15 protein-coding genes are annotated in these 12,499 nt (G+C 68.3%); 9 read left to right on the top strand and 6 right to left on the bottom strand.

Annotation, left to right across the window (positions count from 1 at the left end):
* Positions 1-9: 9 nt before the first annotated feature.
* Positions 10-1,782 carry an SLC13 family permease gene (locus J2W22_RS19220; protein ID WP_307120686.1) on the bottom strand — a complete coding sequence of 591 codons (1,773 nt, stop codon included), beginning with the start codon at positions 1,780-1,782 and terminating at the stop codon, positions 10-12.
* A 197-nt stretch (positions 1,783-1,979) separates the two neighbouring features.
* Positions 1,980-2,192: a hypothetical protein gene (locus J2W22_RS19215; RefSeq protein ID WP_307119893.1), complete on the bottom strand. Its 213-nt coding sequence runs from the start codon at positions 2,190-2,192 to the stop codon at positions 1,980-1,982.
* A 158-nt stretch (positions 2,193-2,350) separates the two neighbouring features.
* Here J2W22_RS19215 and J2W22_RS19210 point away from each other — a divergent pair, with 158 nt between their 5' ends.
* Positions 2,351-2,536: a hypothetical protein gene (locus tag J2W22_RS19210; RefSeq protein ID WP_307119892.1), complete on the top strand. Its 186-nt coding sequence runs from the start codon at positions 2,351-2,353 to the stop codon at positions 2,534-2,536.
* Between the two features lie 138 nt (positions 2,537-2,674).
* Here the strand turns inward: J2W22_RS19210 and J2W22_RS19205 are convergent, their stop codons facing one another.
* Entirely contained in the window at positions 2,675-3,298 is a 624-nt protein-coding gene (locus tag J2W22_RS19205) for a S24 family peptidase (protein ID WP_307119891.1), read from the bottom strand.
* 94 nt (positions 3,299-3,392) lie between these two features.
* Here J2W22_RS19205 and J2W22_RS19200 point away from each other — a divergent pair, with 94 nt between their 5' ends.
* Positions 3,393-3,605, top strand: a complete 213-nt coding sequence (locus J2W22_RS19200) for a hypothetical protein (protein WP_307119890.1) — start codon at positions 3,393-3,395, stop codon at positions 3,603-3,605.
* Positions 3,602-3,919: a hypothetical protein gene (locus J2W22_RS19195; protein ID WP_307119889.1), complete on the top strand. Its 318-nt coding sequence runs from the start codon at positions 3,602-3,604 to the stop codon at positions 3,917-3,919. The genes J2W22_RS19200 and J2W22_RS19195 overlap by 4 nt, the downstream gene beginning before the upstream one ends.
* A gap of 135 nt (positions 3,920-4,054) precedes the next feature.
* Here the strand turns inward: J2W22_RS19195 and J2W22_RS19190 are convergent, their stop codons facing one another.
* Both J2W22_RS19190 and J2W22_RS19185 read right to left on the bottom strand, forming a co-directional pair.
* Positions 4,055-5,161 carry a hypothetical protein gene (locus J2W22_RS19190; RefSeq protein ID WP_307119888.1) on the bottom strand — a complete coding sequence of 369 codons (1,107 nt, stop codon included), beginning with the start codon at positions 5,159-5,161 and terminating at the stop codon, positions 4,055-4,057.
* The gene (locus J2W22_RS19185) at positions 5,131-6,375 is read right to left on the bottom strand and encodes a TIGR04063 family PEP-CTERM/XrtA system glycosyltransferase (protein WP_307119887.1); all 1,245 of its coding nucleotides are present in this window, start codon (positions 6,373-6,375) and stop codon (positions 5,131-5,133) included. The genes J2W22_RS19190 and J2W22_RS19185 overlap by 31 nt, the downstream gene beginning before the upstream one ends.
* A gap of 87 nt (positions 6,376-6,462) precedes the next feature.
* Between J2W22_RS19185 and J2W22_RS19180 the strand changes: the two genes are divergently transcribed.
* Genes J2W22_RS19180 through J2W22_RS19170 form a run of 3 tightly spaced genes read left to right on the top strand, consistent with a single transcriptional unit; the run spans position 6,463 to position 9,099 of the window.
* Positions 6,463-6,615: a hypothetical protein gene (locus tag J2W22_RS19180; RefSeq protein WP_307119886.1), complete on the top strand. Its 153-nt coding sequence runs from the start codon at positions 6,463-6,465 to the stop codon at positions 6,613-6,615.
* Complete coding sequence (locus J2W22_RS19175) at positions 6,608-7,960, top strand: putative O-glycosylation ligase, exosortase A system-associated (RefSeq protein ID WP_307119885.1); 1,353 nt, start codon at positions 6,608-6,610, stop codon at positions 7,958-7,960. The genes J2W22_RS19180 and J2W22_RS19175 overlap by 8 nt, the downstream gene beginning before the upstream one ends.
* Positions 7,957-9,099, top strand: coding sequence for an acyltransferase family protein (locus J2W22_RS19170; RefSeq protein ID WP_307119884.1), 1,143 nt, complete (start codon positions 7,957-7,959; stop codon positions 9,097-9,099). The genes J2W22_RS19175 and J2W22_RS19170 overlap by 4 nt, the downstream gene beginning before the upstream one ends.
* Here J2W22_RS19170 and J2W22_RS19165 read toward each other — a convergent pair whose 3' ends face one another.
* Complete coding sequence (locus tag J2W22_RS19165; protein WP_307119883.1) at positions 9,100-9,651, bottom strand: type 1 glutamine amidotransferase domain-containing protein; 552 nt, start codon at positions 9,649-9,651, stop codon at positions 9,100-9,102.
* Positions 9,652-9,751: 100 nt separating this feature from the next.
* On the opposite strand from J2W22_RS19165, the gene J2W22_RS19160 reads away from it, so the two are divergent.
* From J2W22_RS19160 to J2W22_RS19150, 3 genes are all read left to right on the top strand, one after another.
* Complete coding sequence (locus tag J2W22_RS19160; protein WP_307119882.1) at positions 9,752-10,771, top strand: DNA topoisomerase IB; 1,020 nt, start codon at positions 9,752-9,754, stop codon at positions 10,769-10,771.
* Complete coding sequence (locus J2W22_RS19155; protein WP_307119881.1) at positions 10,768-11,916, top strand: mechanosensitive ion channel family protein; 1,149 nt, start codon at positions 10,768-10,770, stop codon at positions 11,914-11,916. The genes J2W22_RS19160 and J2W22_RS19155 overlap by 4 nt, the downstream gene beginning before the upstream one ends.
* A gap of 95 nt (positions 11,917-12,011) precedes the next feature.
* Positions 12,012-12,386, top strand: a complete 375-nt coding sequence (locus J2W22_RS19150) for a VOC family protein (RefSeq protein WP_307119880.1) — start codon at positions 12,012-12,014, stop codon at positions 12,384-12,386.
* The last annotated feature ends 113 nt before the right edge of the window (positions 12,387-12,499 follow it).

Below are 12,499 nucleotides of genomic sequence, written 5' to 3'. Positions count from 1 at the left end.
ACTCCAAACTCAATGCACCGGCCACACCCATAGGATCAGCGGCGTGCCGACCACCAGCACGATCAGCGAGAGCGGCGCGCCCAGCCGCGCATAATCGCCGAACCGGTACCCGCCCGGGCCCATCACCAGCGTGTTGCACTGGTGGCCGATCGGCGTGAGGAAGTCGCAGCCCGCGCCCACCGCGGTCGCCATCAGGAACGCCTCGGGCCGGTAGCCCAGTTCGCCCGCGAAGGTCGCGGCGATCGGCGCCATCACCAGCACGGTCGCGGCATTGTTGAGGAACGGCGTCACCGCCATCGCCGCCGCCAGGATCAGCGCCACCGCCCCCCAGGGCGGCAGGGTCGCGGCAAGCTGCCCCAGCCCGTCCCCGATGATCTGGCTCGCCCCCGTCGTCCGCAGCGAATCGGAGACCGGGATCAGCGCGCCGAGCATCACCAGGATCGGCCATTCGATATGGTCATAGGCCTCGCGCACCGGCAGTGCGCCAAGCAGGATGGTGAGCCCCGCCGCGGCGAAGAACGCCACCGCCACCGGCACATAGCCCAGCGCCGTCGCCGCCATCGCCGCACCAAGGATCGCCAGCGGCAGCAACCCCTTGCGCGCGCTGCCCAGCCGCAGGGTCCGTTCGGCGAGCGGCAGGCAGCCCAGCTCGCCGAGCCGCTCGAACAGCAGGTCGAGCGGCCCCTGCAGCACGATCACGTCGCCCGCCTCGAGCATCACGTCGCCCAGCCGCCTCGCCAGCCGGTCGCCGCGGCGCGACACCGCGATCAAATTCACCCCGAAGCGCTCGTGCAGCCCCAGCCGCCCGGCGGTACGGCCGATCAAGGGGCTCTCGGTGCCGATCACCGCCTCGATCACCCCCACTTCGCCGCTGGCGCCGTCGGGGGTCTCGCGGTGCGCGCCTTCCAGCTCCAGCCGGTCGCTGGCGATCACCCGCTCCAGGCTGTCGGGCGGGCCGGCGAGGATCAGCACGTCCTCGGGCTGTAGTACCGCATCGGGGAACGGGATCGATCGGATGCCGGCGCGCAGGATCGCGGTGACGGTGATCTCGCCGTCATGCCGCTCGCGGAACGCGGCGACCGTCTCGTCCACCGCCGGCGATCCGGCGGGGATCTCCGCCTCGGTGACGTAATCCTGGATGTCGATCGCCTCGCCCAGGGTCGGCGCGGCGCGGCGGTCGCGCGGCAGCAGCCGGTAGCCGAAGCGCAGGAACACCAGCCCGACCAGCGTCAGCCCCAGCCCGACCGGCGCATAGTCGAACATGCCGAAGGGCTGGCCGGTCATCTCCTCGCGCACCCGGCTGACGATGATGTTGGGCGAAGTCCCGATCAGCGTGATCAGCCCGCCGAGCAGCGAGGCGAAGCTCATCGGCATCAGATAGGCGGCCGGCGAGACGTTCGCCCGCTTGCTCATCTGCAGCGCCACCGGGATCATCATCGCCAGCGCGCCGATGTTCTTGACCAGCGCCGAGGCGAAGCCGACCGAGGCGCTGAGCAGCAGCAGTTGCGAGCGCACATGCGTCACCCGCTTCTGCAGCAACAGCATCGCCCGCTCGATCACCCCCGATCGCTGCACCGCGCCGGAGAGCACCAGCGCGCTGGCGACGATGATCACGATGTCGTCGGAAAAGCCGGTGAACGCTTCCTTTGGCTTCACGATGCCCAGCGCCAGCGCCGCGAGCAGCGCGATCACCGCGACCATATCGTAGCGGAAACGTCCCCAGATGAAGAGCAGCATCATGCCGACGAGCACGCCGACGGAGAGCAATTGGGGCGTGTTCATCGCGGGATGAACGCCGGTGGGTGGTTTCGGGTCCGTGCCCACCTAATTCCTCCCCGAGCTTGTCTGGGGGAGGGGGACCGCCGGCGAAGCCGGTGGTGGAGGGGCGCGCCGGGCACCGGCGCGTTGCGCCGGCCCCTCCACCACGCACTATGTGCGCGGTCCCCCTCCCCGAGCGAGCGCGGGGAGGAATTACGTCGTCAGTGCACGGTCCCCACGGCCCTGCCCACCGACATCAGCACGATCAGCCGCTCGATCTGGCGCCAGCGGCAGAAATGGATATGGTTGCCCAGGTCGCGGCTGCGGTCGGCGCGGGCGGCCGCCTCGCTGCCGGCGAGCTCGCCGAAGCAGGCGATCAGTTCGTTGGCGTCGGCGATTTCGCAGCGATCGCCCAGATACGGCATCATGTTCATGCGCGCGTTCGCTACACGATCCGTGCCAGCTTCCCGCGATTCCACGCTTTCGGCGCCACACGAGAGTCAATTCGCGGTAACCATGCCAAAACTGGCGTATCGCCTGCCCCGCCCTGGCACATATGGCGTCCCGCCCCGGGACGTGGCAGAGGGTGGCGATGGCCAAGTCTCCCTCCAAGACGCCCCTCGCCGGCGGCTTCCTGCTCGCGCTCAGCCTGCTCGTCGGCGTGTTCGTCGGCATCGCCCGGGGCGAGGCCTCGTTCGGCTTCGTGGTCGGGCTGGGCGTCGGCGTGGCGCTGCTGGTCCTGGTCTGGCTGGTCGATCGGGTGCGGGTGGGGCGTTAGGTCGGCCGCTTTTCCTTTTCCCCGGCGAAGGCCGGGCCCCAGACTAAGCAGTGCGCGGCGAAGACGCGCCAAGGCGCGTGACTTTCAAGACTGGGCCCCGGCCTTCGCCGGGGAAAATTCAGGCTAGAGTGACGCAGGCTAAACCGCCCGCCCCAGCCAGGCCACCCGCCCGACCACGTCGAGCGCCCTGGTCGGCACCACCCGCGTCTCCCACTCCGGATTGTCCGAGATCACTTCGATCCCGCCCACCCCGATGCGCAGCCGCTTGACCATCAGCTCGCCGTCGAGGCGGATCACGAACACCCCGCCGCGCCCCTCCACCCGCCGCCGGTCGCGGTCAACGAGGATCTCGTCGCCATCCTCCAGCGTCGGCACCATCGAATCGCCGCGTACCCGGATCATCGACGCCGCCTCGGGCCGCACGCCCAGCGCACGCAGCAGCTCGGGCGAGAATTGCGCCCCGCGCCGCCGCCGCGCCTCACCCTCGACCAGCCCGCCCGGCCCCGCCGACGCGCCGACGTCGAGCCGCGCCACCTCGACCAGCCCCTCCTGCTCGGGTCCGCCCAGCCGCGCCTCGGCCACGCCGAAATAGCGCGCGAGCAGCGCCCGGTCCGCCTCGCTCAGCAGCCGCGGCGTACCCCGCACCAGATATTGCTGGAGATAGGCCGCATTGCGCCCGAGCAGCCGCGAAAGCTCGGAAAGGCTCGTGCCGTTTTCCGCGATCAGCGCCTCCAGCGCGGCTCGTTGCGCGTCCGGTTCCATTACGTCTCCATACTCATAGGATTTTTCCTAGACAAGTAGGAAATAAGGAACAAAGTGAGAACGATCTTCAGCGAATCGGACGGGAGACGAACGGATGTCGGTGCATCGCAAGATCGAGAAATTCCTCCGGGCGACGGACATGCCGCCCACCAAATTCGGCAGGCTCGCGGTCCGCGATCCGCGCTTCGTGTTCGACCTGCGCATGGGCCGCGAGCCCGGCGCGAAGATCACCGCGCGGGTCGAGGCGTTCCTCGCCGCGCACAAGCTGGCGCAGCAGCAGCCCCAGCACCCGGGGTCCGGCCGATGAGCCGCGGTCCCGATGCGGAGACCCTGCTCCGCCGCGCGCTCGAGGCGCATGCGGAGGCGGCGGGCTGCCCGGTGGCGCTGGTCGAATCGGACTGGCGCCGCTGGGCCAGCGTCACCTTCAACGGCGCGCGCCACCTGCTCAGCCTCGCCGCCCCGCCCTCCCCGGCGCTCGACGCCTGGATCGCGGCCCTACCCGATGCGGATATCCGCCTGCGCGGCCACCTGGTCGCCGACCTTGCCGTCGAGCACGTCCGCCGGGCGGAGGACCGGGTGGCGGTATCGCTCGAGGTGCTGACCGTGGAGGAAAGGCGATAATTCCTCGCCCTCTTCTTTCCCCGGCGAAGGCCGGGGCCCGGTCTTGAAAGTCACGCGCCTTGGCGCGTCTTCGCGCACACGCTTAGTCTGGGCCCCGGCCTTCGCCGGGGAAAGGCACAAGCAGCCGGAAGGGAATCAGGCCGTGCGCCGCGCCAGGTTGCGCAGGGTGACCAGGGCTTCCTCCAGCCCGCGCTCCTGCGCCTTGGCCGCCGCCCGCGAGGTCGCTGCGATCTGCTTGTCGGCCACGCCGCGCTCGAGACGTTCGAGCAGCGCGTGGATCGAGGCATCGGTCTCCGGCCGCACGATCCGCTCGCGCGGCGGGGCGGCGGGCGCCTCGGCCAGCGGCTCGGGCACGTGCCGGCGCGGCGGCGGGGTCAGCTCGAATATCTCGAAGCGCTCGCTCTCGTCGAAGATCGACGGGCGCGGCTGGCGGCGCAGCGGCGCGAGCGGCACCGGCGCGGGCTTGGGCACCACCGGGATCGCCTGCGGGTCGAAGGCCGAGAGCGGCTGGCCGAGATCGACCGGCAGCTCCTGCTCGACGAGCGGCTGGGCCTCGCGCGCGTGGAGGTCGTGAACTTTGTGAACTTCCGGCGCCTCGGGCTCGAGCTCGAACACCGCTTCGGCGTGTACTTCGTGTACTTTGGGCGCCTCGACCACCGGCTCGGGCGCAGCGACCACCACCGGCGCGGGCAGCTCGACCACGGGCTCGGGCGCCATCACGACCACCGGCTCCGGCGCCTTGGGCGGCGTGATCGCGCGCGGCGGGAAGATCGCGTCGAAGTCGACGCGCTCCTCCTCGGGCTCGGCCACCGGCACGGCGGCACGGACCTCAAGGAACGGCCGGCCCAGGTCGCGGGTGGCGAGCAAGGGCGGGCGCGGCGGCGCGTCGGGATGCGCATCGGCGCGGCGCAGCACCGGCAGCGGCACCTGCTCGGGATCGCTCTCCGCCTCGACCGATTCGCCGATGGTCAGCCCGCGCGAGCCTAGCAGGATGAAGGCCGAGAGCCACATGAAGGCGCCGACGAACGCGCCGGCACCCAGCGCCACGGCGAGCCGGGCTGTGGTGCCCAGCGGCGGCTCGGCCATTGCGAGAACGGAAGGAAGACCGGAATCCATCACCAGCGCCTCGAGCGCGGGCACGGGGATCATCGCCACGCCAAGCGCAGCGAGGCCACCCGCGACCGCGGCGATCAAGGGCGCCAGCGGCAGGTTCATGCGCTCACCACGGACGTGTGCGACCATGAGTCTTCCATGGCCCCGATTTTGGCGAGTCTTTGGTAAACGGAGTCATAACGGCCGACATTTGTCGCCCAGCTGCGCTCGGTCTCGACGAATGCCCGGCCGCGCTCGCGCCGTGCGTCCCAGCCCTCGCGCTCGGCGAACAGCCTGGCGACCGATTCGGCCAGGGCCGCGGGGCTGTCGGGAGCGAACAGCGTTCCGGTGTCGCCGTCGCGGATCAGCTCGCGATGCCCGCCCACATCGGAGGCGGCGACCAGCCGGCGCTGCGCCATGGCCTCCAGCGGCTTGAGCGGCGTCACCAGGTCGGTGAGGCGCATATGCTTGCGCGGATAAACGAGGACGTCGATCACGCTGTAATAGCGCTCGACTTGCTGGTGTGGCACGCGGCCGACGAAGTGGATACGGTTTGCCACCGGCGATGCCGCTGCCTGGGCCATCAGCGTGGCGTCGCAGGGGCCGCCGCCGACCAGGACGAGGTGCATCTTGGGGCGCAGGGCGACCAGCCCCGGCATCGCCTCGATCAGCACGTCCAGCCCCTCATAATCGTAGAAGCTGCCGATGAAGCCGATCGTCTCGGCGCCCTCGATGCCCAGCCCCTTCGCCAGCGCCGTGTCATGCGGCAAGGGCTCGCCGAACAGGCCCAGGTCGACGCCATTGGGCGAGATCATGATCTTGCCCGCATCGATCCCGCCCCGCGCCACCAGGTCGCCCTTCAGCCCCTCGCAGATCACCGCCACGGCATCGGCCCTGCGCACCGCCCGCGTCTCCAGCCAGCGCGTCGCCCGGTATTTCCAGCTGCCCTCGGTGCCTGTGCCGTTGCCCACCGCGGCGTCTTCCCAGAATGCACGGATCTCGTACATCAGCGGCAGCCCGAGCCGGTTCGCCACCCGCTGCGCCGCCATCGCACCGAGCACCGGCGAATGGGCATGCAGCACATCGGGCTTCCACTGCCGCGCCACCGCCTCGATCCGCTTCGCGAATGCCGAGACCTCGCGCAGCTCGCCGATCACCGGCGGCCCGGAATTGACCCGCGGCGTCCGATAGAAGCGGATGCCGTCGATCGTCTCCTCGTCGGTGTCGAACTTGCCGTGGCGCGGACTGGTCACCGCGGCGACTTCCCAGCCGCGCGCCATCTGCGCCTTCAGGATCGCACGCGTCCGGAAGGTATAGCCGCTGTGCAGCGGCAGGCCGTGATCGAGGATGTGGAGAATCCGCATGGGCTCCCCATTGGCACGGGAGCACTTAACGCCGCGTCAACCGCATCCCGCTATGCCGTCCCCACAAGCAGGAGCGGCAACGGGCCCATGATCGACAATCTATCGCTCGCGATCTCGCACGGGCTGATGCTGCTCGCGGCCTTCCTGCTGCTGCGCCGCCCCGATCTCGACCACGAACCCGGCCCCAACGACCAGCCCTCCAAGGCCAAGCCCAGCCGATGGGGCAAGCCCGGTGCGTGATCTCGTCTTCGTCGCCTTCCTGCTGGCCTTTTTCGGGATGGGCTTCCGCAAGCCGTTCATCTTCGTGCTGGTCTATGCCTATATCGACATCGTCTCGCCGCAGCGGCTGACCTACCTCCTGCTCAACTCGGTGCCGATCTCGCTGATCGCGGTGGGCCTTTCGGTGCTCGGCTGGCTGGCGATGGACGACAAGAAGGACGTCCGCGTCGCCCCGCGCCAGCTGATGATCGTCGCCCTGCTCGGCTATTGCTTCTACACCACGCTCAATGCCGACTTCAAAGTCGAGGCCTTGGACAAGTGGGACTGGGTGTGGAAGGCGCTCGCCTTCGCCGCCTTCCTGCCGCTGACGCTCCGCACCAAGCTGCGCATCGAGAGCCTGCTGCTCTTCATGATCCTGTCCGCCTCGTCGATCATCATCGTCGGCGGGATCAAGACGCTCGGCTCGGGCGGCGGCTATGGCGAGCTCAACCTGATGGTCGCCAACAATTCCGGCCTGTACGAAGGCTCGACCATCTCCACCGTGGCGATCGCGATCATCCCGCTGATCGTCTGGTTCATGCGCTTCGGCACGATCTTCCCGCCCGACTGGAAGGTGAAGTGCTTCTGCCTCGCGCTGATCTTCGCCTGCCTGCTGATCCCGGTCGGCACCTCGACGCGCACGGGCCTGCTCTGCATCGGGCTGGTCGCGCTGCTGATGATCCGCGATGCCAAGCGCAAGCTGGTCTACCTCACCGCGCTCGGCTGTCTCGGCCTCGCCGCCGTGCCCTTCCTGCCCAGCTCGTTCACCGAGCGGATGGGGACGATCAAGACCTACAAGGCAGACGCCTCGGCCTCCACCCGCCTCGCCGTGTGGCAATGGACGATGGACTACGCCAAGGCCCATCCGATGGGCGGCGGCTTCGAGGCCTATCGCCAGAACAAGATCCGCTACGAGAAGGTCGCGGTCGAAGGCGAAGGCGCCGGCCAGCAGAAGATCGACCGCAGCCTCGAGGTCGACAGCGCCCGCGCCTATCACAGCGCCTATTTCGAGATGCTCGGCGAGCAGGGCTATCCCGGCCTGGCGCTGTGGCTGCTCATCAACATCCTCGGCATCTTCCGCATGGAGGTGCTGCGCCAGCGCTACCGGAAGCCCGATCCCGGCCAGGAATGGGTCGCCCCGCTCGCCTCGGCGCTGCAGACCGCGCACATCGTCTACATGCTCGGCGCCACCTTCATCGCCATCGCCTTCCAGCCCTTCGTCTACATGCTGATCGGCGCCCAGATCGGGCTCGACACCTATATGGCCCGCAAGCGCGAGGAATCCGCCTGGCGCCCGCTGCGCCGCGAGAGGCCGGCGCTGGCATGAGCAAGGCCCGGCCCGAACTCCGTAGCCTCACCTCGCTGCGCGGCATCGCCGCCTGGTATGTGGTCGCCTTCCATGTCCGCAATTCGCTGGAAGGGCTCTCGCCCGAATTCCGCACCCTGTTCAGCAAGGGGTATCTGGCGGTCGACTTCTTCTTCCTGCTCTCCGGATTCGTGATCGCGCTCACCTGGTCCGATCGCCTGCAGGCACAGGGTTGGCGTGCGGTGCCCGATTTCCTGAAGAAGCGGGTCGCCCGCATCTGGCCGCTCCATCTCTTCATGCTGGGATGCGCTGCAATATTGGCACTGGCACTGGCCTATGCCGGGCATGGCGATCCCCAATTCCCCGGCTCGGCCCTCCCGGCCCATATCTTCCTGATCCAGGCCTGGGGCTTCGAGCACACGCTCAAATGGAACGACCCGGCCTGGTCTATCTCGGCAGAGTTCGCCGCCTATCTCCTGTTTCCGGCGATGGTGGCCGTCATCGACTGGCGACGCGTGCCGAGCTGGGGGATCGCCGCCGCGATCCTCGCCGCCGCCGCCCTGCTCGCCCGGGTGATGGAGAATCGCAGCGCGCTGTTTCTCAATCAGGACGTTGCGCATTTCGGAATGGTCCGCTGCCTGGTGGAGTTCAGCATCGGCACCGCAGTCTGGGCGCTGTGGGAACGCTGGCGGGCCGCGCCCCGGCTGCCGGCACTCCTCGCCGCGCTGACCGGCATCGCAGCGCTCGCCCTCGCGCCACTGGCCGGCGTGCCCGAGACCGCCGCCGCGCCCACCGCTTTCGCCGCGCTGCTCCTCGCCTTCGCGCTCACCGACGGGCCGCGCAATCCGCTCGGCGCGCGCTGGCTCCACTATCTCGGCATGATCAGCTTCGCGACCTATCTGTCGCACATGCTGTTGTGGAAGCTGTTCAAGCTCGTCTTCGTCCAGGGCAATGGCGAAATCGGGCTGGCCACTGCCTTCGCCTTTTTCGCCCTGGTGTTGCTCGCCTCGGTGGCGCTCTACCATCTGGTCGAACGCCCGGCGCAAAGGTGGATCAACACCCTAAGACTCCCCTTCCGCTTGCGGGAGGAGCAGGGGGAGGGGCTGTCGAAACGCAATGTCGGGGAAGGACACCCCCTCCCGCAAGCGGAAGGGGAATGATCAAGCCTCCGCCGGCACCTTCGCCAGCGCTTCGATCACCGCGCGGTTGAACGCCGGGATATCGTCGGGCTTGCGGCTGGTGATGAGGTTCTCGTCGATCACCACTTCGCGGTCGATCACTTCGGCGCCGGCATTCTCCAGGTCGGTGCGCACCGAAGGCCAGCCGGTCACCTCGCGCCCCTCGACCACATCGGCCTCCACCAGCAGCCAGGGCGCATGGCAGATCGCGGCGACGATCTTCTCGTCGTCCATGAACTCGCCGACGATCTCCACCGCCCGCTCGTTCATCCGCAGTCTGTCCGGATTGGTCACCCCGCCGGGCAGCACCAGCGCGTCGTAATTGTCGGTATCGACCTCGTCGATCGTGGTGTCCGGTGTGATGCTCTCGCCCTTCTCGCCCCCCTTCTCGCCGGTGATCGGCCTGGTATCGAGCGCCGCGAGCGTCACCTGCGCGCCGGCGTCGATCAGCGCCTGGCGAGGCAGCATCAGCTCGTCCTGCTCGAAGCCGTTGGTCGCCATCATCAGCACGCGGACATGAGAGAGATCGGTCATGGCAAGCTCCTCGGTTGCTCCCGCTGAACCGGCCGCCCACCGCCCGGTTCCGGAACGAAGCGATGGTCTGCGCATTGACCGGGCCATAGCGAGGAGGCCCATGCCAAGTACCGACATCGTCTATGTCGACGACCAGCAACCCGGCATCACGCGGCGCAAGGTGCGCCATGGCTGGGGCTATTGGGATGCCGAGGGCGAGCGCATCAAGGACCGCGACGCGATCGACCGGCTGAACGCGATCGGCCTGCCGCCCGCCTATCACCACGCCTGGTTCTGCCCCGATCCGCGCGGCCATATCCAGGCGACCGGCTATGACGAGAAGGGCCGCAAGCAGTACCGCTATCACACCGGGTTCCGCGAGGCGCAGGAGGCGGCGAAATATGATCGCTGCGCCAGCTTCGGCGAGCATCTCGCCAAGCTCCGCGCCCGGGTCGAGCACGACCTGAAGCTGCGCGGCCTGTGCAAGGAGAAGGCGGTGGCCGCGGTGGTCCGCCTGCTCGATCTCGGCAGCATCCGCGTCGGCAACGAGCAATATGTCCAGGCCAACAAGAGCTTCGGCGCCACCACCTTGCGCAAGCGCCATGCAGTGGTGAAGGGCCAGACGCTCCGCCTCCAGTTCCGCGCCAAGTCGGGCAAGCTGCGCGTGATGACGATCACCGACGGCTCGCTCAGCCGCTTCGTCCGGAAATGCCAGGACCTGCCCGGCCAGCATCTGTTCCGCTGGCTCGACGATGCCGGCGAGGCGCACCCGGTCACCTCGTCCGACGTCAACGCCTATATCCGCGAGGCCACCAGCGAGGACTTCACCGCCAAGCATTTCCGCACCTGGGGCGCCAGCGTCATCGCCTTCCGCGCGCTGGCCGCGGCGGGCGAGCATGTCGGCCTCAAGGCAATGCTCGAGCCGGTGACCGAGGCGCTGGGCAACACGCCCGCCATCGCCCGCAAATCCTATGTCCATCCCGCTTTGGTCGATCTCGCCAAGGATCGCGAGGCGCAGGCGGAATGGCGCGCCGGATGCCACTTGCCGCGTGCCACGCGCTGGCTCAATCGTTACGAACGCGGCCTGATCGCCTTCCTCGAAGGCCTTGCCGCGCACCAACAGCCCCGAAAGGCCGCATGACTATCAATCGCACCGCCAATGGTTTCCCCCAGAGCGAGGATCTTCAGATTCAGGCCGAAACCTTCGCAAATGACAGCTGGGCATGGGCGCAGTCGCACTGGCTCCAGATCCTGATCGCCACCGGCGTCGCCATCGCGGTGTTCTTCCTGCTCCAGGCGATCAAGGGCTGGGGCGCCCGCCTGTGCAAGAAGGGCGAGGGCGTCGCCAACTGGTATGCGATCATCGGCCGCGCCGTCGCCAAGACCGGCAATTTCTTCATCCTGATGACCTCGATCCGGCTGGTCACCGGCTATGCCGGCCCGCCGCCGATGGTAGAGACCACGGTCGAGTTCCTCTTCACCATCTCGGCCGTGTTCCAGTGTGCGATCTGGCTACGCGAGCTGATCTTCGGCGCGATCGAGCACAAGACGACCGCCGACAATTATCACGGCTCGGGCCTGGCCAGCGCGCTCGGCATCATCCGCATCCTGATCACCGTGGTGCTGTTCGCGATCGCGACGGTGATGGTGCTCGGCAATCTGGGGGTGAACGTCACCGGCCTGATCGCCGGCCTCGGCGTCGGCGGCATCGCCATCGGTCTCGCCGCGCAGGGCATCTTCGCCAACCTCTTCGCTGCGCTGACGATCCTGTTCGACCGACCCTTCCGCGTCGGCGACAAGATCCGCTTCGACAAGAACAGCGGCACCGTCCAGTCGATCGGCCTGATGAGCACACGCATCCGCTCGTTCGTCGGCGAGGAGCTGATCTTCTCGAACAAGCAGCTGCTCGACAAGCTGATCGAGAACCTGTCGCTTCGCCACCACACGCGCACCAAGCTGCCGGTTTCCGTCGCCTATGAGACCCCCGTCGAGACGCTCGAGGCATTGCCGGCGATGCTCAAGGAAATCGTCGAGGCGGCCGGCGGCACCCTGTCGCGCGCCAGCACCGAGGGGTTCGGCGCCAGCTCGATCGACTTCATGATCGAGTTCGATGTCGAGGGCGACGACGTGCCCCATGCCCAGATCGTGCGCGACAAGATCATCTTCGGCATCCTGCGCAAGTTCGCCGCCGAGGGCATCTCGATCCCCTACCCGACCCAGACCAGCTACACCGCCGCGCCCGACGGCAAGTTCATCCTGCCCTATCCGGAGGAAGCCAGGGCCTGAGCGCTCCCGCGAAAGCGGGAGCGCGGACCTACCCGGACACGGCATTCGCGGCCCGGCGCCGCCGATTATGCGGGGGCGAGAGAAGGAGACTCGCGATGCTCAAGGACCATGCCTCTTCGGCGATCATCCCCTGCAAGGATCTGGCGGTCGCCCGCGCCTTTTACGAGGGCACACTCGGCCTGCCGCTGCTCGAGGATCACGGCAACGGCTTCCTGTTCGGCACCGGCAATACCCAGCTCAACATCTATCTGAGCGACTATGCCGGCACCAACCAGGCCAACGCCGTGCTGTGGGGCGTCGGCGACAAGCTGGAGGCGATCGCGGCGGAACTGCGTGGCAAGGGCGTGACGCTCGACGAATATCCCGACGGGTTCGACAGCGTCCTCGACGGCGTGCACCGCAAGGGCGATTTCCGCGTGATCTGGTTCAAGGACCCGGACGGCAACATCCTGCACCTCCACAGCCGCTGAGCCGGCCCGCCCCGCCCGCCAGGCGAATCGGCCAGATCCGCGATTCGAACATCGGGTCTGGCCGAAATGGCCCAACGCTCCACTCTTCCGACGCTACGTCAGCCGCACCTTTC

This window comes from Sphingomonas kyeonggiensis (genome assembly GCF_030812785.1).
Taxonomy (GTDB): Bacteria; Pseudomonadota; Alphaproteobacteria; order Sphingomonadales; family Sphingomonadaceae; genus Sphingomonas; species Sphingomonas kyeonggiensis_B.
This window is presented reverse-complemented; position numbering and strand designations above follow the sequence as displayed.